At 56.4% G+C, this 22,068-nt stretch carries 28 protein-coding genes and 1 tRNA gene; 22 read left to right on the top strand and 7 right to left on the bottom strand.

From position 1 onward, the window contains the following. The first annotated feature begins 3 nt into the window (after window positions 1-3). From AB1462_RS19680 to AB1462_RS19665, 4 genes are read left to right on the top strand one after another with little or no spacing between them, the layout of a single operon-like run. Window positions 4-123 carry a GpE family phage tail protein gene (locus AB1462_RS19680; protein ID WP_083207100.1) on the top strand — a complete coding sequence of 40 codons (120 nt, stop codon included), beginning with the start codon at window positions 4-6 and terminating at the stop codon, window positions 121-123. Further along, on the top strand, window positions 113-2,788 hold the full coding sequence (locus AB1462_RS19675; protein ID WP_367247682.1) for a phage tail tape measure protein: 2,676 nt from the start codon (window positions 113-115) through the stop codon (window positions 2,786-2,788). Before AB1462_RS19680 ends, AB1462_RS19675 begins: the two co-directional genes overlap by 11 nt. Before the next feature lie 5 nt (window positions 2,789-2,793). Further along, window positions 2,794-3,234 (top strand): phage tail protein, encoded by a 441-nt coding sequence (locus AB1462_RS19670; protein WP_367247680.1) that lies wholly within the window; start codon window positions 2,794-2,796, stop codon window positions 3,232-3,234. Further along, window positions 3,231-4,496: a phage late control D family protein gene (locus AB1462_RS19665; protein WP_367247678.1), complete on the top strand. Its 1,266-nt coding sequence runs from the start codon at window positions 3,231-3,233 to the stop codon at window positions 4,494-4,496. Before AB1462_RS19670 ends, AB1462_RS19665 begins: the two co-directional genes overlap by 4 nt. A 65-nt stretch (window positions 4,497-4,561) precedes the next feature. Here the strand turns inward: AB1462_RS19665 and AB1462_RS19660 are convergent, their stop codons facing one another. The 3 genes from AB1462_RS19660 to AB1462_RS19650 form a co-directional block, all read right to left on the bottom strand. After that, on the bottom strand, window positions 4,562-5,404 hold the full coding sequence (locus AB1462_RS19660; RefSeq protein ID WP_367247677.1) for a DUF4435 domain-containing protein: 843 nt from the start codon (window positions 5,402-5,404) through the stop codon (window positions 4,562-4,564). Next, on the bottom strand, window positions 5,397-6,851 hold the full coding sequence (locus AB1462_RS19655) for an AAA family ATPase (RefSeq protein ID WP_367247676.1): 1,455 nt from the start codon (window positions 6,849-6,851) through the stop codon (window positions 5,397-5,399). Before AB1462_RS19655 ends, AB1462_RS19660 begins: the two co-directional genes overlap by 8 nt. A 189-nt stretch (window positions 6,852-7,040) precedes the next feature. Then, window positions 7,041-7,457: a helix-turn-helix domain-containing protein gene (locus AB1462_RS19650; RefSeq protein ID WP_367247674.1), complete on the bottom strand. Its 417-nt coding sequence runs from the start codon at window positions 7,455-7,457 to the stop codon at window positions 7,041-7,043. A gap of 101 nt (window positions 7,458-7,558) precedes the next feature. Between AB1462_RS19650 and AB1462_RS19645 the strand changes: the two genes are divergently transcribed. Together AB1462_RS19645 and AB1462_RS19640 are read left to right on the top strand one after the other, a co-directional pair. Further along, window positions 7,559-7,807, top strand: a complete 249-nt coding sequence (locus AB1462_RS19645; RefSeq protein ID WP_367247750.1) for a hypothetical protein — start codon at window positions 7,559-7,561, stop codon at window positions 7,805-7,807. A 40-nt stretch (window positions 7,808-7,847) separates the two neighbouring features. Next, window positions 7,848-8,321, top strand: coding sequence for a YmfL family putative regulatory protein (locus tag AB1462_RS19640; RefSeq protein WP_094950363.1), 474 nt, complete (start codon window positions 7,848-7,850; stop codon window positions 8,319-8,321). Window positions 8,322-8,331: 10 nt separating this feature from the next. Here AB1462_RS19640 and AB1462_RS19635 read toward each other — a convergent pair whose 3' ends face one another. Next, window positions 8,332-8,547: a hypothetical protein gene (locus AB1462_RS19635; protein ID WP_154949472.1), complete on the bottom strand. Its 216-nt coding sequence runs from the start codon at window positions 8,545-8,547 to the stop codon at window positions 8,332-8,334. Here AB1462_RS19635 and AB1462_RS19630 point away from each other — a divergent pair. The 13 genes from AB1462_RS19630 to AB1462_RS19570 all read left to right on the top strand — a co-directional run bounded on the left by AB1462_RS19630 (window position 8,546) and on the right by AB1462_RS19570 (window position 17,637). Beyond that, complete coding sequence (locus AB1462_RS19630) at window positions 8,546-8,737, top strand: hypothetical protein (protein ID WP_367247672.1); 192 nt, start codon at window positions 8,546-8,548, stop codon at window positions 8,735-8,737. The two genes, AB1462_RS19635 and AB1462_RS19630, sit on opposite strands and share 2 nt — an antisense overlap. Before the next feature lie 12 nt (window positions 8,738-8,749). After that, window positions 8,750-9,037 (top strand): ogr/Delta-like zinc finger family protein, encoded by a 288-nt coding sequence (locus AB1462_RS19625; RefSeq protein ID WP_065882220.1) that lies wholly within the window; start codon window positions 8,750-8,752, stop codon window positions 9,035-9,037. Continuing rightward, complete coding sequence (locus AB1462_RS19620; RefSeq protein WP_367247671.1) at window positions 9,037-9,408, top strand: hypothetical protein; 372 nt, start codon at window positions 9,037-9,039, stop codon at window positions 9,406-9,408. The genes AB1462_RS19625 and AB1462_RS19620 overlap by 1 nt, the downstream gene beginning before the upstream one ends. A 76-nt stretch (window positions 9,409-9,484) precedes the next feature. After that, entirely contained in the window at window positions 9,485-9,718 is a 234-nt protein-coding gene (locus AB1462_RS19615; RefSeq protein WP_154949476.1) for a hypothetical protein, read from the top strand. A 12-nt stretch (window positions 9,719-9,730) separates the two neighbouring features. Beyond that, complete coding sequence (locus tag AB1462_RS19610) at window positions 9,731-12,448, top strand: toprim domain-containing protein (protein ID WP_367247669.1); 2,718 nt, start codon at window positions 9,731-9,733, stop codon at window positions 12,446-12,448. A 25-nt stretch (window positions 12,449-12,473) separates the two neighbouring features. Beyond that, on the top strand, window positions 12,474-13,292 hold the full coding sequence (locus tag AB1462_RS19605) for a hypothetical protein (RefSeq protein WP_367247667.1): 819 nt from the start codon (window positions 12,474-12,476) through the stop codon (window positions 13,290-13,292). A gap of 24 nt (window positions 13,293-13,316) precedes the next feature. Further along, the gene (locus AB1462_RS19600) at window positions 13,317-13,664 is read left to right on the top strand and encodes a hypothetical protein (protein WP_367247665.1); all 348 of its coding nucleotides are present in this window, start codon (window positions 13,317-13,319) and stop codon (window positions 13,662-13,664) included. Then, window positions 13,661-13,867: a hypothetical protein gene (locus tag AB1462_RS19595; protein ID WP_367247663.1), complete on the top strand. Its 207-nt coding sequence runs from the start codon at window positions 13,661-13,663 to the stop codon at window positions 13,865-13,867. The genes AB1462_RS19600 and AB1462_RS19595 overlap by 4 nt, the downstream gene beginning before the upstream one ends. A 58-nt stretch (window positions 13,868-13,925) precedes the next feature. Beyond that, complete coding sequence (locus AB1462_RS19590; RefSeq protein WP_367247662.1) at window positions 13,926-14,189, top strand: hypothetical protein; 264 nt, start codon at window positions 13,926-13,928, stop codon at window positions 14,187-14,189. Between the two features lie 51 nt (window positions 14,190-14,240). Beyond that, a complete protein-coding gene (locus AB1462_RS19585) occupies window positions 14,241-14,867 on the top strand; it encodes a hypothetical protein (protein WP_367247660.1) in 627 nt (208 codons plus the stop codon). Window positions 14,868-15,153: 286 nt separating this feature from the next. Further along, window positions 15,154-15,996, top strand: coding sequence for a phosphoadenosine phosphosulfate reductase family protein (locus AB1462_RS19580; protein WP_367247749.1), 843 nt, complete (start codon window positions 15,154-15,156; stop codon window positions 15,994-15,996). Between the two features lie 170 nt (window positions 15,997-16,166). After that, window positions 16,167-16,376, top strand: a complete 210-nt coding sequence (locus tag AB1462_RS19575) for a hypothetical protein (RefSeq protein ID WP_367247659.1) — start codon at window positions 16,167-16,169, stop codon at window positions 16,374-16,376. A gap of 94 nt (window positions 16,377-16,470) precedes the next feature. Further along, window positions 16,471-17,637 (top strand): DUF3596 domain-containing protein, encoded by a 1,167-nt coding sequence (locus AB1462_RS19570; RefSeq protein ID WP_367247658.1) that lies wholly within the window; start codon window positions 16,471-16,473, stop codon window positions 17,635-17,637. 49 nt (window positions 17,638-17,686) lie between these two features. On the opposite strand, the gene AB1462_RS19565 is transcribed toward AB1462_RS19570, so the two are convergent. Together AB1462_RS19565 and AB1462_RS19560 are read right to left on the bottom strand one after the other, a co-directional pair. Next, window positions 17,687-17,962 carry a hypothetical protein gene (locus tag AB1462_RS19565; protein WP_367247656.1) on the bottom strand — a complete coding sequence of 92 codons (276 nt, stop codon included), beginning with the start codon at window positions 17,960-17,962 and terminating at the stop codon, window positions 17,687-17,689. Window positions 17,963-18,245: 283 nt separating this feature from the next. Continuing rightward, window positions 18,246-18,335, bottom strand: a tRNA-Ser gene (locus AB1462_RS19560). A 336-nt stretch (window positions 18,336-18,671) separates the two neighbouring features. Here AB1462_RS19560 and AB1462_RS19555 point away from each other — a divergent pair. The 3 genes from AB1462_RS19555 (at window position 18,672) to AB1462_RS19545 (ending at window position 21,337) form a co-directional block, all read left to right on the top strand. Beyond that, complete coding sequence (locus tag AB1462_RS19555; RefSeq protein WP_259191259.1) at window positions 18,672-19,364, top strand: crotonase/enoyl-CoA hydratase family protein; 693 nt, start codon at window positions 18,672-18,674, stop codon at window positions 19,362-19,364. Window positions 19,365-19,576: 212 nt separating this feature from the next. Then, window positions 19,577-20,323, top strand: coding sequence for a 1-acyl-sn-glycerol-3-phosphate acyltransferase (locus tag AB1462_RS19550; protein WP_259191260.1), 747 nt, complete (start codon window positions 19,577-19,579; stop codon window positions 20,321-20,323). Window positions 20,324-20,365: 42 nt separating this feature from the next. Continuing rightward, complete coding sequence (locus AB1462_RS19545; protein ID WP_090400380.1) at window positions 20,366-21,337, top strand: magnesium and cobalt transport protein CorA; 972 nt, start codon at window positions 20,366-20,368, stop codon at window positions 21,335-21,337. Here AB1462_RS19545 and AB1462_RS19540 read toward each other — a convergent pair. Next, complete coding sequence (locus tag AB1462_RS19540; protein WP_090400381.1) at window positions 21,334-22,059, bottom strand: amidotransferase; 726 nt, start codon at window positions 22,057-22,059, stop codon at window positions 21,334-21,336. The two genes, AB1462_RS19545 and AB1462_RS19540, sit on opposite strands and share 4 nt — an antisense overlap. Between the last annotated feature and the right edge of the window lie 9 nt (window positions 22,060-22,068).

Genomic DNA, 22,068 nt, shown 5'->3' with positions numbered 1-22,068 from the left:
GCCATGGCCGACCTGGCCGTGGTTTTTCACTGGGCACCGGCTGACATGGATCAGCTGGGCCTGAAGGAACTGATGGACTGGCGCGAGCGTGCCAGGGTACGGAGCTCCACCGATGGCAAATGATCTGAAACTTCAGGTGCTGCTCAGTACCATCGACAAAGCTACCCGCCCCCTGAAGCACATCAGCGAAGGGGGCATCCAGACTGCACGCGCCCTGAAGGACGCTCGCGACCGCCTGAAAGAACTCACCTCCCAACAGAAAGACGTCAGCGCCTGGCGGGCTCAGCGTGCGGCTGCTGAGCAAACCGGCGCGTCTCTCACCGCAGCACGGGACCGCGTCAAATCCCTGAGTCAGGAACTCGCAGCCACCGACACGCCGACCAGGGCAATGACCCGGAGTTTCCAGGCAGCGGTGCGCGAGGCAACTCGGCTCAAGCAGCAGCACCAACAACAGAGCGTACAGCTGCAAGGGCTGCGATCGAAGCTCTATGACGCCGGCATCAGCACCACAAACCTTGGCACCCACGAGCGCCAGCTGCGCGAGCAGATCAACGCCACCAATGCCAGTATTAGTACGCAATCAAAGCGTATGGCCGAGCTGAGTGCCCAGCACAAGCGTGCGGCGGCAGCACGCAATCAGATGGAAAAATCACAACGTGCCGCCGGCAATCTCGCCGTGAACGGCGCCGCTGGCTTGGGCGTTGGCTATGCAGCGAGCCGGCCCGTTGCGGCCGCAGTGAAGGCCTTTGCGCCCAATGAGGATTCCGCCACACAGCTCAAGGTGTCGATGATGGACGACACCGGCAAGGTCTCGGAGGACTTCCAGAAGATCACCGACCTGGCCACCAAGCTGGGCGACCGCTTGCCAGGTACCACGGCCGACTTCCAAAACATGATGACCATGCTTCGGCGCCAGGGCATCAGCGCTCAGAGCATCCTGGGCGGCACCGGTGAGGCCGCAGCATACCTCGGCGTCCAGTTGAATATGGGAGCCACAGAGGCGGCTGAATTCGCCGCCAAGATGCAGGACGCCACGCGTACCAGCGAAAAAGACATGATGGGGCTGATGGATACCATCCAGCGTGGTTTCTATGCCGGTGTTGACCCAACAAACATGCTACAGGGCTTCAGCAAGATTGCCCCAGTGATGGACGTAATCAAGAAGTCAGGGATCGATGCTGCAAAGGAACTGGCGCCGCTGCTAATCATGATGGACCAGGCAGCTATGGACGGTGGTTCCGCAGGCAACGCCTTCCGCAAAATTTTCCAAGCGGGGCTGAATCAAGACAAAGTCGACAAAGCGAACAAAGCGCTCGCGAAATCTAAACCGGGGATGTCGTTCAAGTTTACGGATGACAAGGGCAACTTTGCTGGACTGGAAAATCTGTATGCGCAAATTGAGAAGCTGAAGGGCCTGAACGATACCGATCGAACAGAAATAAAACAGACGTTGTTCGGGGATGATGCGGAGACGATGTCGACTCTGGACGCCATGATGAACAAGGGTCTGGCGGGATATCGGGAAGTCCAGCAGAAGCTGCAAACTCAAGCAGACCTACGCACCCGTGTGAATGAACAGCTAGGCACCCTAACCAACGTCATGGAGGCCGCAGAAGGCAGTTTCACCAACGCCATGGCTGAGTTCGGTGCAGCGGTAGCGCCTGATCTGAAAGACCTGATCAATACGCTGGGCGAGATCGCCAATAGCGTCGGCGCCTGGGCCCGAGAGAACCCAAAACTGGCCGGTGGCTTGGTCAAGGTCGTGGCCGCAATCGCTGCACTGGCATTCGTGTTCGGCGGCTTGGCGCTGACCATGGCAAGCATGCTGGGTCCGTTCGCAGTGCTGCGCTACGGCATGACCATGTTCGGCCTTCAGGGTGGCGGCATCACCAAAATGCTCGGCCGGCTTATGCCAACGCTGACCGGGCTCGCCCGCAACGTCTTCCCCATGTTCGCCCAGGGCGTTCGAATGCTCGCCATGACAATGGGCGGCGCGCTGGTCACGGCTCTGCGTACCGTAGGCATTGCACTGTGGGGGCTCGCAGCCAACCCAATTGTCTTGATCATCGCCGCCGTTGTTGCCGCGTTGGCTGCCGGCGCTTACCTGATTTACAAAAACTGGGACGCGGTGAAGAACTACTTCACCAACGCCTGGACCGAGATCAAGGCAGGTTTCGACGGGGGCATCGGCGGCATCATCACCACCTTGGTCAACTTCAGCCCGCTCGGCCTTGTGTACCAGGCATTTGCTGGTGTGCTGAGTTATCTGGGCATCGAATTGCCCAGCCGTTTCACCGAGTTCGGCAGCATGATCGTCAACGGCCTGGTCAACGGTCTCACCGCCGGCCTGGGCGCTGTGAAAGATGCCATCGGCTCGATCGGAGACAGCAGCATTGGTTGGTTCAAGGAAAAACTCGGTATCCACAGCCCGTCGCGCGTGTTCGCGGAGTTGGGCGGGTTCACCATGGCCGGGCTTACCCAGGGCCTTGAAGGTGGGCAGAAAGGACCGTTGAACGCCCTGACCAGCATGAGCAAGCAGCTGACAGCGGCAGGCACCTTAGCCCTGGGCGCCACGGCCATGCCTGCGTTCGCCGTGGACAGCACGCCGCCAATCAGCAGCTCGCCCGCAGCCGCTGTTTACGACAGCCACGACACCTACGAAATCACCATCACGGCAGGACCTGGCACCGACATGCAAAGCCTGGAAAAGAGCGTGCGCGCGATGATGGCTCGCATCGAAAACGAAAAGAAAGCGCGTCAGCGCAGCAAACTCTCTGACCTGGAATAACCACCATGATGATGGCCCTCGGCATGTTCGTGTTCAGCCTCAAAACTGCCGCCTACCAGGAACTGCAACGCCAAACCGATTGGCGCCACGCCAGCAACAACCGCGTCGGCGCCGCTCCCGCGCGGCAATTCGTGGGCCGTGGTGATGACGCCATCACCCTACCCGGCATCATCTATCCCGAGCTGGCCGGCAGCGCCCTCAGCCTCGACGCGATACGCTTGATGGCGAACACCGGCAAGGCCTGGCCCATGGTCGAGGGTACCGGGCGGATTTATGGGCTTTGGATCATCGACGGGCTGGGCGAGAACAAAACCATCTTTTTCCCCGACGGCACCCCACGGCGTATTGAGTTCACCCTGAGCCTGAAGCGCACCGACGACGACCGCATCGACCTGCTCGGCGCCGCTACCAGCATCGGCGTCAACATCCTGCGAGGCCTACTGTGATCGAGCCAGTCATCGCCAAGGTCACCGGTTACCTGCGCAACACCGCCGAACGCTACGTCCGTGATGCGGCCTATCCCGTGCCTGCCTTCCGGCTCACCGTCGACGGCCTGGACATCGCCAAACTGATCAGCCCGCGGCTGATGAGCCTGGAGCTGACCGACAACCGCGGCGTCGAGGCTGACCAACTGAGCATCACATTGAGCGACCACGACGGCCTGCTGACGATCCCGCCCAAGGGCGCGGTGCTGCGGCTGTGGCTGGGCTGGAGCGACACCGGCCTGGTCGACAAAGGCACCTACACCGTCGACGAAACCGAACACAGCGGCGCGCCGGACGTGCTCAGCATCCGCGCTCGATCGGCAGATCTACGCAAGGGCCTGAAAACCAAACGCGAGCGCAGCTGGAGCAACACCACCCTCGGCGACGTCCTGGGCGATATAGCTATTGGCAACGGCCTCACCGCCACCATCGCCGGCGCGCTCGACGGTTTGCCCATCCTGCAGCTCGACCAGGCCAACGAATCCGACGCCAACCTGATAAGCCGCTTGGGTGAAGAATTCGACGCGGTGGCCAGCGTCAAAGCAGGGTGCCTGCTGTGCTTGCCGGCGGGCGGCGGCAAGACCGCCAGCGGTCTGGATTTGCCGCACATCACCCTCACCCGTGCCGACGGCGACCAGCACCGTTACTTGCAAGCCGACCGCGACAGCTACGACGGCGTACGCGCCTATTACTACGACGTGAACAGCGCCAAGAAACAGGAAGCCATTGCCGGCGGCGGCGACAACCTCAAAGACCTGCGCCACACGTACAGCGACCAGCAGTCAGCCCTGCGCGCCGCCCGTGCGGAATTCCGGCGCCTACAACGCGGCAGCGCCACGCTCAGCTACAACCTGGCCATGGGTCGGCCCGATTTGATCCCCGAGCTGACGTACACGCTCCAGGGCGTGAAGGCGGAAATCGACGAGATCATCTGGTACGGCGGCAACGTGCAACACAGCCTGAGTGCGGATGGTGGCTATACCGTCAGCCTGGAGCTGGAGAGCAAGCTGCCGGAGGACAACGTTGAAGATCTGGCGGAGGAGAACAAGGGCGATTACACGGGGATCATCGCGTACTACCGCGACCAAAAAACAGGGAAGGAAAAGACGATTACGGCGGGGGATCAGGCTAAGCCGAGACGGTTGCGGTGGCTGTATGCAAATGAAAAAAATGCAAGGCGGGCTATAAATCGTGAGATTGCGAAGGTAACTTCGGCGAGATAACTCTTCGGTATTTAGTTAAAATTAAGGGAAGCTGACCTCTCAAAAATCATAGAGAGGTCAAAAAATCAACGTACCAAAGTCATCAAATCAGTTGCCTTGGAAGCAGTAAGTATGAGCATCCGCTCAATTGCTGTTGTTGTCTGAAACTCTCTGAGCCCTTTAAACTCTTTCACAGACCATGCAAGCATACTTACGAAATCATGCCCACGAATATGACTTCTAGGATCACCCAAAAGTTTAGCCTGCCAAACAGCAAGCGCCGCGTTAAATTCTGACAGAAGCGCCATTTTATTATTTTTAGAAAGCAATCGCCTCACATAGCTTTCCTCATTAAAAAATATAACTCCAGCCCTTTCTGAAAACTGAGCTGTAGGGTCTACCCATTCCATACACCAATCTAACTCTCGATCGACTAACCTCATTGCGTATACTGATCTAAGGGCACCAATAGCGGAAGAAGAATATGACTCAAGGTTAGCAATTTTTGCTTTTGATCCAACCAAAAGTATTCTGCGCAAAATATCAGCAGTAAAAAAATACATCTCAATTGACGTGTGGGCGGTCCAAAAAAGTTTTGGAACATCCTCAACTTTCATAAGCCAGTGATCAAGATCCTTATCTACAACACACCGGTATTTTGGCTCATCGCCCAATACGGATAGTTTTTTCGCCAGAGCTATAACACGCTGCTTATTTCCGCTAGTTAGGCCCAACTCAGCCAAAACATCTGCAGGAACATCAACAGAGTCAATTTCATAAATAGCTTCAACAACACCTTCCGTATCTTCCAGCAACATGGAAAACACTTCTTTATCAAATACCCCTTCGACATACACGTCTTTCAGCTCAGGCTCGTACTCATAACGAGCCAGCAATTCATCAATACTACGCCGTGGAATACTAGACATTCGTATTCACCAACTTTACAACACGATTCCTATGTTGAGTAAGTAATTCTATAGAGTGAGATGCGAAGACAAACTGTATATTTGCCCCTTCTGTGATATCTAGCAACGTCTTGACCAACTTACGCTGCCATTTGACATTTAGAGAAATTTCAGGCTCATCAATCATAAAAACGCAAGGTTTATCTCTACCGGTCAACACATAACAAAAAAGTAAAAGAAGTTGCTGTTCACCCGACGACAAGTGATTCGGTGTCAAATCCACACCTAAACTGCTAACAATATTGAATCCACGACTCACTTTGTACTCAATTTTCTTATCGACTAAGAAGTCATTTACAATTTTCACAAATCTATGAAGCACATTATATATCGGATCTACAGCCTCGATCCGCCCCTTGAGGCTTTCAACATATGGTTTCAAAAAACCCGCCGCCAGATCTCTTTTTGCTTTAGATCGTGTCGTTAATGATTTCTTTAGCTCAACTATTGACAATGGCGCGGCCAACTCGTATATCGCAAGCTCATTACTCTTCAACTCAACTTCCGCAAGCATCTTAAGCAAGTCATCAGTATTTGGCAGGCCGCCCTCTGCTTTCTTTTTTGAAGTGGACACGAGATGTTTTACGACGTTAACGTATACAGAATGAACGTTCTCAGTACCCAAGTTAGCGCTCTGTACAGCTTTACCTGATACCCATTTTGCCGCTGAGCCCAGAGCTTGAGATAGTGCAATCTCTCTAGATCTAACTACCAAGTCATTTATTCGCTTAGGCTCCTCGTATCTCATTACCTGCCGAAATTCTATTTCATCCCCCGGGTCAGAGACCGCATCCGAGTCCAATCTTCTGTCGGCATTCAGGATAAACATAGTTGGGACATTTTGCTCTAATGCCGTTATGTAAGCTAGCTCTCCGTAAACCTCATTAGAAGCATCATCCCCTAACTCCAAACGCCCTTGACTGGCCATTGCCTTTGAATATTCAGCATAATTTCTGCTACTGACTTTTGACCCGTAAACTTTCGTCCTATATAAATCTTTTCTTCCCGTTAAATACATCCCCTCTGCGCCTCTAGGCTTTTCAGGATTAAAGTCCCACCGACCTAAAAGAACTCCATCCTTGAAAATACTCAGCCTTAAATCTCGCCCCCAGTCATTAATAAAACTTTCAGCATCATCAACTTCAGGTCTCGTTGCTTCAAGCCTGACACCATTACTCAAAGTCACTTCTAAACTTTCAAAAGGCGCCACAAACAAGGCTTTTCTATGACCTTTATCGCTTGCCGAAGATAGAAGGTGAAATACCAACCTAAGTATAGTGCTTTTACCCACCCCATTATCCCCATAAAGGATAGATGCACTAGATAACTCTCCCTCGTTTGGCAGCCGGTAAGCGTACAGCCCAAAAAGCTTTTCAACACAAATCGTGGAAATCAAAGGTATATTCAATTTATATTACTCTTCCCTAAAGTATTCATTAACAAGTAATTGGATAAAATCTCTAGGCCAATAAACAAGAGCGCTTTCGCATTTGGCATTTGGCCTCAAGAAGGCTTCCACGCCTCATCTATCGCACACAATTTCTTTTTAATATTTTATGGATCTGTGCCTACCAAAATCTGAAAACAAGGAAACAGGCTATGCCGGCCGTTTAGTATCAGCAAGGGCTTCCGTCAAATCCTTTAGGCGCTGCTCTATATCCCTTATGCGTTTCTTTTCTTCAGCAGCGCTTTGTATCTCCCGCCTGTCGGTCTCTTCCAAGGACCGGAACAAAGCCAGGATTGCATCTTCCTGAGGGCTAGTGACTGGCGAAGCAGTGGGTGCGACTGACCCACCTCGCAACATTGTCCCTTCCCCAGTGAGCAGCCAATCCAGCGAAACGCCTTCAGCCTCGCTTACGTTTACGCATAACGCATAAGGGATGGACTGCCGACTACGCCAGCTTCCCAACGTCTGTCGATTAACGTCCAGCTTACGCGCCAGCTCGCTATCGCTATCAACGGCAAAGACCGTCATCAAGCGTTCAAGCACGGCATCGAGAGACTTTTTCTGCATTTTGAGTAAATACCGCTTGATTTATTTGAATAGAATAAATAGGCTTATGCGCAATGAGTACATCTTAACCAAGTAGGAACACATCAACCATGAGCCAAGCCATGGAAAAACGCCAGATCCAAGCACAGCTGATCGAGCGCGGCAGCAACTTCCGTCAGTTCGCCCTAAGTCACGGCTATGAAGTGCGCACGGTGACGCAAGTGGTTCAGCGCTGGGCTGGCAACAAAAAGCTGCCTCGTGGCCGGTTGACGTTCCAGATCCTGCAAGACCTTTCGCGGGTAATAGGCAAGGAAGTGCTGCCGGGAATCCTTGCGGAGACCACCGAGCAAATCTCAGCACAGGCCGTATGAAATGACTGTAGGGGCGACGACTCCAGGGAGAAACCAGAAGATGAAACGCCCAGTTCTAGACAGCAGAAAGAGCGTCGTAATGGCCGTCATCGGCGCCTACCCAGGCGGTCGGTCGTATGCCTCGGCAGACCTCGGCATGCCGCTGAAGAAGTTCGACAACCAGGCCTACGAGAACGCCGGCAGCCGCCCGCTGACCGATGAACACATTCACCGTTTGGAGCAAGTAGCCGGGACCACATTCCTGGCCGACTACATCGCCTCAATGTACGGCGGTATGTTCGTACCGCTGAGCGTCCCGGAAAACCTGGACAACGTGGAGTTGTACAGCCGTTCTCTCAAGGCCTCGGCCCAGCGAGGCAAGGTCGACCAGATCATGTCTGCGGCCCTGGATGACGGCGTGATCGAAAGGCGTGAAGCCGACGCGATCATCGCCGCCCTAATCACCTACATGTCGGCCCGCTACGCAGAAGTGTTCGCGACGATCCAGCTTTATAGCCAAGGAGCCGTCCAGTGAGTTCTTGCCTTCAGCCCTTGCCGAGCCGCGCCTTGATCTCTTTCAACGCAGTGGCCACATCGTCGACGGCAAAACGAATGTCTTCGGCGCTCACGACTAGCCCCGGCGCTTCCTTGTCGCTCAGCTTTATCGCATCTCGACCACGCATGACCTTCTCTAACGCTTCATGCCGCTCCTGCAAACGTTGCAGCAAGCGTTCGACTTCTTTTTTTGAGTGAGTACCCATGACCTACATCCTTGAAGAAGAAAGGAAACATCTATCGGATCTGCTGGTGATCGCTCAACAGCGACTGGACACATTAAAAGAAATCGTCGCCACCACCAATCATGACTGCTCCGGCACTGACATCCGCCTGGCCATCGGTGACGCAATCACGCCGCTGAACATTGCCCAAGAAGCTGCGGAAGCGCTGTAAAGGACGCCGTTTATGAGCACTTACAAGCTGGTCTGCCCCCACTGCCACGGCCGCATGCGCATCCGTACCAGCGAAGGCCAACACATTTTCCTACGCATCACTTACATGCAATGCACGAACGAAGCCTGCGGCTGGGCGGTGCGTGCTGAGTTTCAAATGACCCACGAACTGAGCCCAAGCGGCATGCCCAACCCAGCTGTAAAGCTGCCAGTTGCAGACGTGGTCATTCGTCGTCAGGCAATGAAAACGGCCAACGATCAACCCGATCTGCTGGACCAACTGGAAATGGAGCGTGCGTGATGAACCTTGATCAACAGACTCATGACTACCGCAGCAGCATGCAACACGCTGCTTTCGCTTACCTGCAACGCCATGAGGCAGAACACCTGGTGGATTCCGATCTGTTATTCGATCGCTGCATTCGCCACCTGACCCTTGCATTGGAAGTGCCTGTGTTCATGGCACCCAAGCTTGTCCACAACGCTTGGACTGAACTGCAGGTCATCAAACAGCGCACTTGGATTGGAGTGGATTGGGGCACTGCGCCTGACAGTTCCCGCGTCCACCTGGTGGATGTCCGCGCTGACCAACGCTTCCCGGTACCGGCTCGGTTTCTGCCACAAAAACTACTCGACCAGCGCAGCACCGTACACAAGCCACACCCTCAGTAACGCTCCCTTTTAAACCCCTGCCCTGCCCCATTCCCAATGGGTTTGGGTGAGCTTTGCCCGCAATCCGAGGTGGACCATGGAAATCGACATCGCCATCACCGCAAAACTGCCCCGCGACCACGCTGAGGCACTGCTCGTTGAGTTGCGTGCGCAGTACGCGGTGCTGCTCAACGAGCATTGGTATGACGACCGCTTTCGCATGATCCCCGAGGGTTTGCGGCATGGCTCGTTGCTGGTGGCCTTCCCTGCGATGGCTGCACGAAAAAGCCTGATTGGCGCCCTTAAACACAGCCTCGACGAAGCGAAGTAAGCCACGATGGAAATGAAAGAAAGGCTGCGCGCCGACGTCATCCAACGCATTGAGCGGGATTACCAGCTCAAGCACATGCGCGGCACCGACTATATGCGTAAGGGCGTTTGCCCTGCCTGCGGCCAGAAGACCCTCTACACCTTCTACAACGCGCCCTGGACACTGATCTGCGGACGGCCGGAAAAGTGCGACCACCGTGTGCATGTAAAAGACGTTTACGACGACCTGTTCAACGACTGGAGCAAGACTGCGCCGTCAACGCCGGAGAACCCGCTTGCCACTGCGCGCGCCTATCTGGAGTTTGCACGGGGATTCAAATTTGAGCTGATCGCCGGTTGGTTCACCCAGGAAAACTACTGGGACAGTCGACTGAACATCGGCAGCGCCACGGTGCGTTTCGCCCTGGAAAAAGGTGGGTACTGGGAACGGCTGATCGATCGGCCAGACCGCTTTGGCAAGATGAAAGCGCGCTTCCGCCCTACCGGCGAAGGCTTGACCGGTTACAAAGGCGTCTGGTGGTGCCCGCCGAGCTTGGACCTGCTGGAGGTCGACGAACTCTGGATAACAGAGGGCATCTTCGACGCCATCGCGTTGCTGCATAACGACGTGTCGGCCGTGTCGATGATGTCCAGCGCCCCCTGCCCGATCGACTCACTCAAGGCCCTGGCCAAACTGCGTCACGACGCCGACAAGCGCTTGCCACTGCTGGTGTGGGCACTGGATAACGAGCCCGTCGCCAAGGCCAACATACGCCGCTGGGCGAAAGAAGCCCGTGACCTGGGCTTCACCTGCAAGGCGGCAGTGATACCGCAGCCCAACGGTAAAAAGGTTGATTGGAACGACCTTCACCTGCGCTGGAAGCCGATTGAGGGTGATGACAAACGTGCCGAGCGGATAGAGCAGGATCTGGACGAAGCCCGCCACCACGGCGACTTGCTGCTGGCTGATTCGGCGGAGGAAAAGGGGTTTCTGATCTACCTGCGCGACGAGCGCAAGGAATTCAACTTCACGTTCCGCAAGCGCCTGTACTGGTTTCGGCTGGACCTCGATAAGTACGACCGCGCCATGGGCGATTTGGAGAGCTCCGAGCGGCATGAAGACCAACTGCTGACTGATGAACAGCGGCGCTACAAGGCTCTGCGCCAATCAGGCTCAGTGACCAGCATCGCCAACTGCAATTTCCAGGCGCTGTATTACATGCGCAACGACCTGACCGATGAGGCCTGGTACTACTTCCGCATTGAGCGCCCGCAGGGGCCGGCGATTAAAAGCACGTTCACGGCCAAACAACTCACGTCGGCGCCCGAGTTCGCAAATCGTCTGCTCAACGTCTCCAATGGGGCGATGTTTGAGGGCAGCGCCCAACAGCTGAAACGAATTCTGGCGCCCCAGCTCGACAACCTCAAAACCGTCAACACCATCGAATGGATCGGCTACAGCCGCGACCATGGCGCCTATGTCTTCAACGACCTGGCCTTTCACGCCGGCAAGGTGCAGGTCCGCAACAAGGAAGACTTCTTCGACCTGGGCAAACTGAGCATCAAATCGCAGAGCCAGTCGCCGGTGCTGCACATCAACACCGACCTCAATACCTACAACGAAGATTGGTTCGACATCTACTGGCGCTGCTTTGGGGTGCAGGGGCTGGTGGTGCTGGCCTGGTGGCTGGGCGCCTTGCACGCCGAGCAGATCCGCCAAATCCACAAGTCACTGATGTTCCTGGAACTGGTTGGCGAAGCCGGCTCGGGTAAGACCACCCTGGTGGAGCTGCTGTGGAAGTCGGTCGGGCGTACTGATTACGAAGGCTTCGACCCGTCCAAAGCGACCCCCGCCAGCCGTGCGCGCAACTTTTCGCAGGTCAGCAACTTACCGGTGGTGCTGATCGAGTCCGAGCGTGAACAAAAGGAAGGCCAGCCGGTTAAACACTTCGACTGGGACGAATTAAAAACCGCCTACAACGGCCGCAGCGTTCGCTCCACCGGCGTGAAAAACAACGGCAACGACACCCACGAACCGCCGTTCCGCGCCGCACTGCTGATCGCGCAGAACAACCCGGTGAACGCATCAGAACCAATCCTGCAGCGTATCTGCCACGTCCACCTGACACGCGAGCACCACACGCCGGAAACCAAGCAGTACGCCGAGCAGCTGGAGCGTATGCCGATGGACAGCATCAGCGGCTTCCTGGTCAAGGCGCTGCAACGCGAAACCGAAACCATGCGCCTGATGGAAGAAAATACTTCCGGCTACGAACAGGAGCTGCTGGCCCAGCCCGGTGTGCGCACCGTACGTATCGCCAAGAACCACGCCCAATTGCGCAGTCTGGTGGATGCACTGGCCGGTGTCGTGCCGCTCGGTGAACGCCGTAAGGCCCTCGCACACGCCGAAATCAACCGCATGGCCCTGGAGCGGCAGCAGGCAATCAACGCCGACCACCCGACCGTGCGCGAGTTTTGGGACCTGTACGAATTCCTCAATGGCATGGACGAGAAAGCCGCGCTGAACCATGCGCGTCGCGATGGGCTGATCGCCGTGAACCTCAACGAGTTCGTGGAGATGGCTGCCAACAAACGTCAGCAGGTACCGCCGCTGAGCGACCTGAAACGCCTGCTGAAGACCAGCAAGTCGCCCAAATTTCTGGAGTCGAACAAGCCCGTCAACTCGGCTCGCCAGGTCGACGCCTTCGACAAACCTAAAACCATTCGCTGCTGGGTATTCCAGGGCGTTTAACAACCGCAACAACAGGAGCAATAACATGCAAAACGAACTGAAAACCGCGATCCGCTTTGACGACTTCTACGCTGCATTCCGCTCGAAAGGTGTGGTGGCAATGGCGTGGTGGCTCGGCGCGCTGCACGCTGAACAAGTCCGAACTGAACATCAGAGCTTCCCGTTCCTGCATATCGTAGGCGGGCCCGGTAGCGGGAAAACGTTCCTTATCAGCTACCTCTGGAAGCTCCTCGGCGAAGAAGAGTTCACGGCCTGTTCACCGGAATACGCGACTCCGGCGGGCCGTACACGCTCATTATTCAACGCTAGCAAGCCCATCGTTATTCTTGAGTCGGTACCAAACACAGAGTCGACTTTTGACTGGGATGAGCTGCGCGACCTCTACAGCAGCGGCGGCCCCCCCCGCCACGCCCAGCAGAGTGGAGCAGAAGAAACCCGCTTTCGCGGCGCCCTGTCGATCATCAGCAACTCCCCCCTGAAGTGCAGCGAATTGCTCGACCAGCGCATTGCCCGAATTGAGCTGAGCAGTGCGCACACGCAAGAAGGCATGAACGGCGCATTGGCGTTGAGAGGCTTGTCAGCCAAGCAAGCCGGCGTGTTTGGGCTCGCAGTGGAGCACCGTCGGCAGCATCACCTCAGCACCTTCAACAAGCTCGCACCCGCCTATACAGCAGCATGGTTCGAAGAGAGTGCAGGGCCGTCGCCGCGCGCTGCAAAAAACGGCGGGCAGCTGATGGCCTGGGTGGATGTGCTCAGCTCAATGCTCGACCTGAGCGATGTGCAGCGCCTCACCGCGCTGGACAGTATCAAATTGATTATCGACGAAGACTTCCACCCCTTCTGATTGCCTTTCGAAAGGAGACTTCGCATGAACACAACCCCAGAAAAACCACAGCCCAACTGGTTTCAGCAGTTGCAAGAGTTCGAAGCAAAGCGCCCAGCCATCCGCAAGGCCGGTATCGAGGCTTTGGCCCGCCTGGTCACTGTCGCCCAGCGCGGTACAGGCCAAAGCGAGGTGATCGGTCGCTTCCTGCTCGGGCTCTACAACGGCTACGACTATCCCTTCGTGCTGACCAGCCTGCGAGGCCTCGACACCGCGCTGTTCGACGACTGCCTGGCGGTGCTGCAACTGGACTACTCGCCAGAGCAAGAGGTGCACACGTACCTCCCCGACGGCGATGCGATCTGGGAAGAACTGATAGGTACCTGGACATGAAATGGGCGCCGAAACGCAATAGGGATGGACAAGTCCAGCAGAACTGCTGGGTTACCGACAACGGCTACACCGTCGCGCTGTGCCGGTTGCCTGAGTCGCGCTACCCCATCACTCGCCCAGGGGGAGAACTGCCCTTCACTTATGCGAAAGACCGGGACGAAGTCATAACGATCATTGAGAAAGACCAGGCCAAACCGGCCTGAAAGATGGTGTCGAGGAGCGCCAACTCCCCGACACCTACCACTACAAAGGAGCAGCACCATGCAAGCACAGAACCCAAGCAGCAGCGGAGCAGAGGCTAGCACACCAGCCTTCAAAGTCGGCGACAAGGTGAACTTCGTGGTCACGCGGGAGACCGGCCGCACAATCAATATGAGTTCCAAACAAGGAGAGGTAGTTGAAGTCACGCACTCCATGGCGCGAGTGAAATACCGAAACGGCCGAAAGGTATGGGTTCCTTTCGATCTGATGACACCGGACGGCCAGCCCAACGCGCTGACACGCATGTTCATGGGAGGGCAGTGATCATGCAGTCGGTGGTGATTGCGCTAAGCGTGGCTCAGCAGGAGGTTGGTCATGTCTGAACTCTTCTTCTTGCAGGACAGCCGCAGTAACGTCGGTAGCCGGGCGATGTTTTGGCGTAACGGCGGCGGCTACACCTCGAATCTCGACGAGGCAGAGCAGTTCTCGTGGGAACACGCATTGAAGCAATACGAGTGCAGGGAAACCGATTTGCCCTGGCCAGTGGAGTACGTCGGCACTCGCGCAGAGGTCGGCGTTGACTGCCAGTACCTCAGCAGGTCAGAGGCCGAGGCCTACCGCAACGAAGACGGCCGCGTATATGTAGCTTACTCACGCGAGTGGGACGGCAATGATCTGGTGTGGCGCGGCGGCAAAGGCCCAACCGCCAACCTGGATGACGCCATCCACCCGGGGGCGGAAGATGCCGCTGGGTACCTGGCCCAAGGCTTAGAGCTTTGGCCATGCGGATACATCGTCGAGCGCTCACGGCCGGTGGTCCAGGCCACGCTGCTCGACCACAGGCAGGCACTGCGCTCAGTCGGCTTCAAGCTGCCCAAGCTCAAGCGCCCGCGCAACCGCATCTACCGCGACCGGATCAACTGCGAAGGCTGCGGGCGCTTTCTCAGCGAGCGCCAGCGCTTCGACGACTGCCCGAACTGCGGCGCGGGGAACGCACCATGACGGTTTTCCTTTTGCTTTACCTGTGCGCGGATGCGACCCGTACGGATTGCCAGGTGGTGAGGGCTGATAGCTGGAGTGGCCCTAGCGCCTACGAGCAATGCGTCGACGTCGTACCAGGGTTGACTGAGGCACTGACTCCGCCCAACCGGAAGCGGCATCGGTTCGTGTGCGAGATCCAGGGGGACGGGGCCAAACCAGCAGAACATAAGGCTCTGCCTGCGTTCATTCATCAATCGTTTCGGATGTGAATAGGAGAGTGTCTATGCAATCAAGCTCTCCTTACAAAATGTCTGGGCCGACTGTAGTGAGCTTTTCCGGTGGCCGGACAAGCGCCTACATGCTGCGACAGGTACTGGACAACAACGAAGACTTGACCGATCTGGTGGTCACTTTTGCCAACACTGGTAAGGAACACCCTGCAACTTTGGAGTTCGTGCAGGAATGCGCCGAGCGCTGGGCGATGCCGATCGTTTGGCTGGAGTTTCGCGATGATGACGCCGGGTTTGCGGTGGTGGAATACGCCACCGCAAGCCGGCAGGGCGAGCCGTTCGAAGCACTGATCCGGAAACGGAAGTACTTGCCAAACCCGGTAACCCGGTTCTGTACCGTCGACCTGAAAATTCGAATCATCCACAAATACCTGCGCAGCCTTGGCCTTTCAAGCGAGGCAGCACCGGTAGACATGATGACGGGAATTCGCGCCGACGAGCCACTCCGGGTGGCAAAAATACGAGCCCGCAAAAGCACCACTGAAAGCAAGTGGGCCTCAATGGTGATGCCCCTGGCTGACGCTGGTGTTGGCGTACAGGATGTGACGGGCTTTTGGGCCAGTCAGCCGTTCGACCTGATGTTGACGACCATCAACGGGCGCACCCTGGAAGGCAACTGTGACCTCTGCTTTCTCAAGGGGGCCAAGCAGATCTATTCAATCATCGCCAGCGATCGCCAGAAAGCCGCGTGGTGGTCACGCATGGAAAGCGAAGTTGTATCCGGCGGTAAGTTCACCGGTGACGGAGCCCGCTTTCGCTTCGATCGCCCCAGCTACCAGCAAATGGTCGACTACTCCGACACCCAATTCGACATGTTTGCCGACCACGACGAGGCTATTGCCTGCTTCTGCGGCGATTGAGGAAAAACCATGATAACCAAAGCAATTTCCATCGGCTTTCTCGCCGGCATCGGCTTTATGGCTTCGCAGGATCTGTGGTGGGCTGTCACTGGAATGGTGGGATTCTGCCGTGGATAAAACCCTTGAACTGCTCAAACTTCCCCAACAAACCACAGGTAATGAGGGTTTCCATGAACAACGGTAAATCGTTTCCCTGGAACCTCGACCTAACCGGCGTCTGCGATCAGTGCGGTAGATCCCGCGCCCACGACAACCATCAAAAATGCAGTAAAGCGCGCCAGGCCATCAACGCCAAGCGTCGGGCCGAAGAAGCCCTAGCGGGAGCCTCACCGGCACCTAGAAAAAGTGCCAGCCTGTTCTGGTTACTTCGCCAGCAGTGATCGGCAACACTTCACCGCAATACACAAAGGCCCGGAGACGGGCCTTTGTTCTTTCACCTGGAAGAATCTTTCAATACATCGCGTGGGGACGCATATGGCAGATGGCGTAGAGGCCCGTGGCAATTCGGTACGGGTCTATTTTCGTTTTAATGGCGAGCTGTGCCGGGAGCTGGTGCCCGGCGGCAACACACCGGCCAATCGCGAGCATGCAAAGCGCCTGGTCACGGTGATCGAGTACGAGATCCAGGCCGGCACCTTCGATTACCGCCGGCATTTTCCCGAGTCGACCAAGTTGGCAGAGAACAGCTTTGGGCACTACCTGGACCTGTGGCTGACCATCAAGAGCAACAGCGTGGCCGCGACCTCTTTCCGGGGGTACAAGAACAAGGCTGAGGTCCATGTTAGGCCGCGCTGGGGTGACGTTCAGATCGATCAGATTGACCACCTTGACCTGCAAGAGTGGATTCAGGGGCCGCTGTCGAAGCGCCTGAAGAACAAGACCATCCGCGACATCATCAGCAACGTGCGCCAGGTGTTCCGGCTTTACCGCACCCGGAAGAAGGTCGCACACGACCCAACCGAGGGGTTATTCGTTCGCCTGCCCGACCCAGAAGCCCCGGACCCGTTCACCAGGGCGGAAATCAAGCAGATCCTCGAAACACACACCAGCCGAACCCAGGAGCTGCTGATGGTGCAGTTCATGATTTGGGCAGGGCCACGCGTGTCGGAGACCATCGCGCTGGCTTGGGAGGACGTCGATCTGAAACAGGGGACGGTGACTTTTCGTCGATCGAAGGTGCGCGGGGCCTACCGGGTGACGAAGACCCGGCGCTCTACGCGCAAAGTGCGTTTGCTGGAGCCAGCGTGGGACGCCTTACGCAAGCTGGACGCAATTAACCAGCTCAAGACCGTGGACACGGTCGACGTCGTCGAGCGGGACAACAAGACCATCCGCAAGCACAAACTGCACTTCGTGTTCCTGAACACCAAGAGCGGCTTGCCGCACGTCAGCGACTTTGTCGTGAGGGACAGGTTCTTCAAAGCGCACTTGAAAGCTGCCGGCGTTCGTTATCGCGGACCTGGCCAGTGTCGGCACACCTACGCCAGCCAGCTGCTTACCACCGGCGTGGCTTCGGTTGACTGGATCGCGGAGCAGATGGGGCATACCAGTGCGAATATGATTCGGCAGCACTATGGCATGTGGATCAACGAGGATGGGCCAGATGTGATCGCATTACTTCAAAACGCGCTCAGAATGTAAAACCCCTGAACTCCTTTTTTGCGCTAAGAAAAGAAGTTCAGGTTTGAAATCACAAATTGGCAGAAAGCCAGTCTTGGCAACCCTTGTTGAAGCTTATGGTCCAGGCCGCTCCTTTGGACACAGGGGCTACCAAGAGTCGGTCGTTACCATCAATGAACTGAAGCAAATAATCCGCAATCTGTTTGGCTGTGTGGTCAGTATTTACCAACCAAGTTGAGTCCAAACAGTGCCAGTAATTTGGAAAGCTCTTTTGAATTGCAGGAACGATTTTTGAATAATCTTTCCCCGGCTTGATCAAATCATAGCCAATAAAAAACACAGCCATCACCATCGCTCCTGTTAGGCGAAATGCCTAACGAAGCAGGCTAGCTTAAAGATTCTATTTTGCCACTACGGCGCCGGGAGATGGATTTTCGTTTCTCAGGAAAGAGCCAGCATCCAAACACGACCAAATTTCTCCCAAATTTTGGCTCCTAATGCGAGCCGTCAATTGCGTAGGAAGCAACGTGTATTCCCATGGATGTTCCCATATGGGCCTTTTTTGGCCCCCTGGAAACACAAAACCCCTGAAAACTTTAACGTTTTCAGGGGTTTAGTCGTTTCAAATTTGGCGGTGAAGGAGAGATTCGAACTCTCGATACAATTTCTTGTATACACACTTTCCAGGCGTGCTCCTTAAGCCACTCGGACACTTCACCGTATCTCGTCAAACCAGTTCAGTCTGTCGAGGCGCGCTAATGTAGTCGAAAGCCTTTCTGATGGCAAAGGTTTTTTTCAGAATTTTCATGCGGTTAGACGGCTATGCCGGTACTGGCCCGGCAAGGGGTGGTGATTCTGCCATTCTTGGGCATGGGCGGCCTGCGTCTGGGGCGGGTGTTGCGCCCTGCCCCAGGCCTTCCAGCGCCCACCCTGCGGGAAAAGTCTGACTGGGCAGTCAGTCATGGTGCTTTACCGGGGCGGGCGTGGTGGGTAACGTCTGTGCATGTGCCTCTATAAACAGCCTCTCTATAACAAATCCTACAAGGAACCGCGTCATGAGTGAGTTGATTGCTTACCACCTCGAAGACGGTATCGCGACCCTGACCCTGAGCAACGGCAAGGTGAATGCCATTTCTCCGGATGTGGTCAGTGCGTTCAATACAGCGCTGGACCAGGCCGAGAAAGATCGGGCGGTGGTGGTGATCACCGGCACGCCGGGGATTCTGTCGGGTGGTTATGACTTGAAGGTGATGACGGCCGGCCCTAAAGAGGCGATCGGCCTGGTGACGTCGGGTTCGACGTTGGCGCGTCGCCTGTTGTCGCACCCGTTCCCGGTGATTGTGGCGTGCCCTGGGCATGCGGTGGCCAAGGGGGCTTTCCTGTTGTTGTCGGCGGATTATCGGATTGGGGTGGAAGGCCCGTTCAGCATTGGCCTGAATGAGGTGGCGATCGGCATGACCATGCACCACGCCGGTATCGAGTTGGCGCGGGACCGTTTGCGTAAGTCGGCGTTTCATCGGTCGGTGATCAATGCCGAGATGTTTGACCCGCAGGGCGCGTTGCAGGCTGGCTTCCTCGACAAGGTGGTGGCACCTGAAGAGCTGCATGCAGCAGCGCTGGAAGCGGCGCGTCAGCTGAAGAAACTGAATATGAACGCGCATAAGCACACCAAACTGAAGGTGCGTAAGGCGCTGCTGGAGGCGTTGGATGAGGCAATCATCCAGGATCAGGGCCATATCCTGAGTTAATACCTACAACCGAAACATCAAAGCCCGACCTTGCGCCGGGCTTTTTCTTACAAATTAATCCGAAACATCTTTAGCCGCTCTAGCCTGCCTATGTTGGTACATATTGAAACATGTGCTTAAACATCGCCCATCTCCTACCTCTTTAGGGACAATTGCCGAATACAGTGCACATCCGTACACTGCGCCACCTTTTGTCACGATGGGCCGTGTCGATGCTTTTTCTGTTACGTATGTTATTGATGGGCCTGCACTTTATGGTCGCCGGTGTGCTGGGCGTCCTGCTCGGGGCCTGCCGGCCGTTCAACCCGGACAACAGTCGTTTGTGCGCGCGCCTCTATGCGCTGCCGGCCATGTGGATTCTGCGGCTGAAGGTGAAGACCGATGTCGACTCCCTGCGCAACAAGCCGGGCACGTGCGTGATCATCGCCAACCACCAGTCCAACTATGACCTGTTTGTGTTGGGCACCGTCGTGCCCCATCGCACTGTGTGTATCGCCAAAAAGAGCCTGAAATGGGTCCCGCTGTTCGGCCAGCTGTTCTGGCTGGCGGGCAATGTGCTGATCGACCGCGGCAATGCACACAAGGCACGTCGCGCGATGCTCACCACCACTCATACGTTGCAGCATCAAGACACGTCGATCTGGGTGTTTCCGGAGGGCACGCGCAACCTGGGCAAAGGCCTGTTGCCGTTCAAGAAAGGCGCGTTTCATATGGCCATCGCCGCTGGCGTGCCCATCGTGCAGGTGTGTGTCAGCAATTACGTCACCCATATGCGGCTTAATCGCTGGAACAGCGGTGATGTGCTCATACGCTCGTTGCCACCGATTCCTACTGTGGGCCTGACTTCGGATGACATCCCGCAGTTGATGCAGACCTGTCAGGCGCAGATGGATGAGTGCATCACGGCCATGGACCGTGCACTGCAATCCTCGGCAACAATCGAACTCGCATCCAGCTAAGCTGCCCAACACCTGTCCCCCTAATAAGAAGTGATCAGCACCATGGGTAGAGTTGTTGCGGCCGCCGTGTACAGCGCCGGAAAGAAAGTCACTGATATCACCCTCGACGAAGGCGCGGCCTGGGCCGCCAAACCCGGCCACTTTGTGTGGATCGGCCTGGAAGAGCCCAACGCCCAGGAGCTGACCAACCTGCAACGCCAGTTCAACCTGCATGAATTGGCCATCGAAGACGCCCTGGAAAAACACAGCCGCCCCAAGCTGGAAACCTTCGGTGATGCGCTGTTTATCGTCACCTATTCACCAGTACGCGAGAACGGCAAGCTGGAGTTTATCGAGACCCATATCTTTGCCGGTAAGGGCTACATCATTACCGCACGCAATGGTCACTCGGCGTCCTACGGCTTTGTCCGCCAGCGTTGTGAGGCGCGCCCGCTGTTGCTGGAGCATGGGGAAGATTTCGTACTGTATGCACTGTTGGATTTCGTCACCGAAAACTACCAGCCGGTGAGCGAGGCGATCCACGCCGAGATCGATGAACTGGAGCACAACGTATTGTGCAGCTCGTTGAGCGAGCGCGATATCCAGAAGATCCATGGCCTGCGCCGCGATGTACTGCGGCTCAAGCGCTATGTAGCGCCGATGGTGGAGATCAGCCAGGAGCTGCAGAAGCTGAGCTTCCCGTTTATCGACAAAAACATGCGCCCGTATTTCCGTGATGTGCAGATCCACGTGACACGGCAGATGGAAGACCTCACCACCCTACGCGACATCGCCAGCCAGACCATCGAGATCGGTGTGTTGCTGGAGGCCTCGCGCCAGAGCGTGGTGCAGCGCAAGTTTGCCGCGTGGGCGGCGATCCTGGCGTTCCCCACCGCAGTGGCGGGGATTTATGGGATGAACTTCCAGAACATGCCCGAGCTGCAATGGCACTACGGCTATTTTGCAGTGCTCGGGTTTATTGCGTTCGGCTGCACGGGCTTGTGGGCCAGTTTCAAGCGCTCGGGCTGGCTTTAAACCCGGGCCTCGGGCTTGTGCGCCACGAAGCGCATCATCCATTCCGCCACGGTGACGCCGTGGTGGTCGCGCGCCAGGCTGGCTACGCCGTTTGTGTAGACTTTTTCACCCAGGGTTGTCTGAAGAATCTCCAGCAGCTCGCGGGAATAGTCATGGATAAATTCCGGATGCCCCTGGAAGCACAGCACCTGGTCGCCGATGTGGTACGCGGCGAACGGGCAAAACTCGCTGGAGGCGATGACCGTGGCGTTGTCCGGCAAGGTCGTGACCTGGTCCTGATGGCTGATCAATAGCGTCAGCTCTGGCACTTCGGGGCTCATCCACGGGGCCTTGGTATCCAGTTTGTAATCGTGAATGCCCATGCCCCAGCCCTGGCCGGCGCGCTCGGCCTTGCCGCCCAACAGCAGCGCCAGCAATTGGTGGCCGAAGCAGATGCCCAGCAACTTGTCGCCGCGCTCATAGCGTTCGAGCAGGTAGGTCTTGAGGGTCTGGATCCATGGGTCGGTGCCGAAGGAATCGGCCTTGCTGCCGGTCACCAGGTAGGCATCGAACACTTCGTCGTCCGACGGGTATTCGCCCTGCACCACGTTGTACACGACAAACTCGGCAGGAATCGGCTGCTTGGAGAACAGGCGCTTGAACATCTGCCCATACCCTTGGTACTGATCGATCAAGCCTGGACGCAGGATATCGGTTTCCAGGATACAGACGCGTAGCGACATAAAAAATAC

This window comes from Pseudomonas sp. SB113, assembly GCF_040754745.1.
GTDB classification, from domain to species: domain Bacteria; phylum Pseudomonadota; class Gammaproteobacteria; order Pseudomonadales; family Pseudomonadaceae; genus Aquipseudomonas; species Aquipseudomonas grimontii.
This window is presented reverse-complemented; position numbering and strand designations above follow the sequence as displayed.

What these genes read in the sequence shown, in the direction of transcription:
- AB1462_RS19680 (WP_083207100.1), top strand. Translation starts at nt 4, where the DNA reads ATGGCCGACCTGGCCGTGGTTTTTCACTGGGCACCGGCTGACATGGAT.
- AB1462_RS19675 (WP_367247682.1), top strand. Translation starts at nt 113, where the DNA reads ATGGCAAATGATCTGAAACTTCAGGTGCTGCTCAGTACCATCGACAAA.
- AB1462_RS19670 (WP_367247680.1), top strand. Translation starts at nt 2,794, where the DNA reads ATGATGATGGCCCTCGGCATGTTCGTGTTCAGCCTCAAAACTGCCGCC.
- AB1462_RS19660 (WP_367247677.1), bottom strand. Translation starts at nt 5,404, where the DNA reads ATGTCTAGTATTCCACGGCGTAGTATTGATGAATTGCTGGCTCGTTAT.
- AB1462_RS19650 (WP_367247674.1), bottom strand. Translation starts at nt 7,457, where the DNA reads ATGCAGAAAAAGTCTCTCGATGCCGTGCTTGAACGCTTGATGACGGTC.
- AB1462_RS19645 (WP_367247750.1), top strand. Translation starts at nt 7,559, where the DNA reads ATGGAAAAACGCCAGATCCAAGCACAGCTGATCGAGCGCGGCAGCAAC.
- AB1462_RS19640 (WP_094950363.1), top strand. Translation starts at nt 7,848, where the DNA reads ATGAAACGCCCAGTTCTAGACAGCAGAAAGAGCGTCGTAATGGCCGTC.
- AB1462_RS19630 (WP_367247672.1), top strand. Translation starts at nt 8,546, where the DNA reads ATGACCTACATCCTTGAAGAAGAAAGGAAACATCTATCGGATCTGCTG.
- AB1462_RS19635 (WP_154949472.1), bottom strand. Translation starts at nt 8,547, where the DNA reads ATGGGTACTCACTCAAAAAAAGAAGTCGAACGCTTGCTGCAACGTTTG.
- AB1462_RS19625 (WP_065882220.1), top strand. Translation starts at nt 8,750, where the DNA reads ATGAGCACTTACAAGCTGGTCTGCCCCCACTGCCACGGCCGCATGCGC.
- AB1462_RS19620 (WP_367247671.1), top strand. Translation starts at nt 9,037, where the DNA reads ATGAACCTTGATCAACAGACTCATGACTACCGCAGCAGCATGCAACAC.
- AB1462_RS19615 (WP_154949476.1), top strand. Translation starts at nt 9,485, where the DNA reads ATGGAAATCGACATCGCCATCACCGCAAAACTGCCCCGCGACCACGCT.
- AB1462_RS19610 (WP_367247669.1), top strand. Translation starts at nt 9,731, where the DNA reads ATGAAAGAAAGGCTGCGCGCCGACGTCATCCAACGCATTGAGCGGGAT.
- AB1462_RS19605 (WP_367247667.1), top strand. Translation starts at nt 12,474, where the DNA reads ATGCAAAACGAACTGAAAACCGCGATCCGCTTTGACGACTTCTACGCT.
- AB1462_RS19600 (WP_367247665.1), top strand. Translation starts at nt 13,317, where the DNA reads ATGAACACAACCCCAGAAAAACCACAGCCCAACTGGTTTCAGCAGTTG.
- AB1462_RS19595 (WP_367247663.1), top strand. Translation starts at nt 13,661, where the DNA reads ATGAAATGGGCGCCGAAACGCAATAGGGATGGACAAGTCCAGCAGAAC.
- AB1462_RS19590 (WP_367247662.1), top strand. Translation starts at nt 13,926, where the DNA reads ATGCAAGCACAGAACCCAAGCAGCAGCGGAGCAGAGGCTAGCACACCA.
- AB1462_RS19585 (WP_367247660.1), top strand. Translation starts at nt 14,241, where the DNA reads ATGTCTGAACTCTTCTTCTTGCAGGACAGCCGCAGTAACGTCGGTAGC.
- AB1462_RS19580 (WP_367247749.1), top strand. Translation starts at nt 15,154, where the DNA reads ATGTCTGGGCCGACTGTAGTGAGCTTTTCCGGTGGCCGGACAAGCGCC.
- AB1462_RS19575 (WP_367247659.1), top strand. Translation starts at nt 16,167, where the DNA reads ATGAACAACGGTAAATCGTTTCCCTGGAACCTCGACCTAACCGGCGTC.
- AB1462_RS19570 (WP_367247658.1), top strand. Translation starts at nt 16,471, where the DNA reads ATGGCAGATGGCGTAGAGGCCCGTGGCAATTCGGTACGGGTCTATTTT.
- AB1462_RS19565 (WP_367247656.1), bottom strand. Translation starts at nt 17,962, where the DNA reads ATGGCTGTGTTTTTTATTGGCTATGATTTGATCAAGCCGGGGAAAGAT.
- AB1462_RS19555 (WP_259191259.1), top strand. Translation starts at nt 18,672, where the DNA reads ATGAGTGAGTTGATTGCTTACCACCTCGAAGACGGTATCGCGACCCTG.
- AB1462_RS19550 (WP_259191260.1), top strand. Translation starts at nt 19,577, where the DNA reads ATGCTTTTTCTGTTACGTATGTTATTGATGGGCCTGCACTTTATGGTC.
- AB1462_RS19545 (WP_090400380.1), top strand. Translation starts at nt 20,366, where the DNA reads ATGGGTAGAGTTGTTGCGGCCGCCGTGTACAGCGCCGGAAAGAAAGTC.
- AB1462_RS19540 (WP_090400381.1), bottom strand. Translation starts at nt 22,059, where the DNA reads ATGTCGCTACGCGTCTGTATCCTGGAAACCGATATCCTGCGTCCAGGC.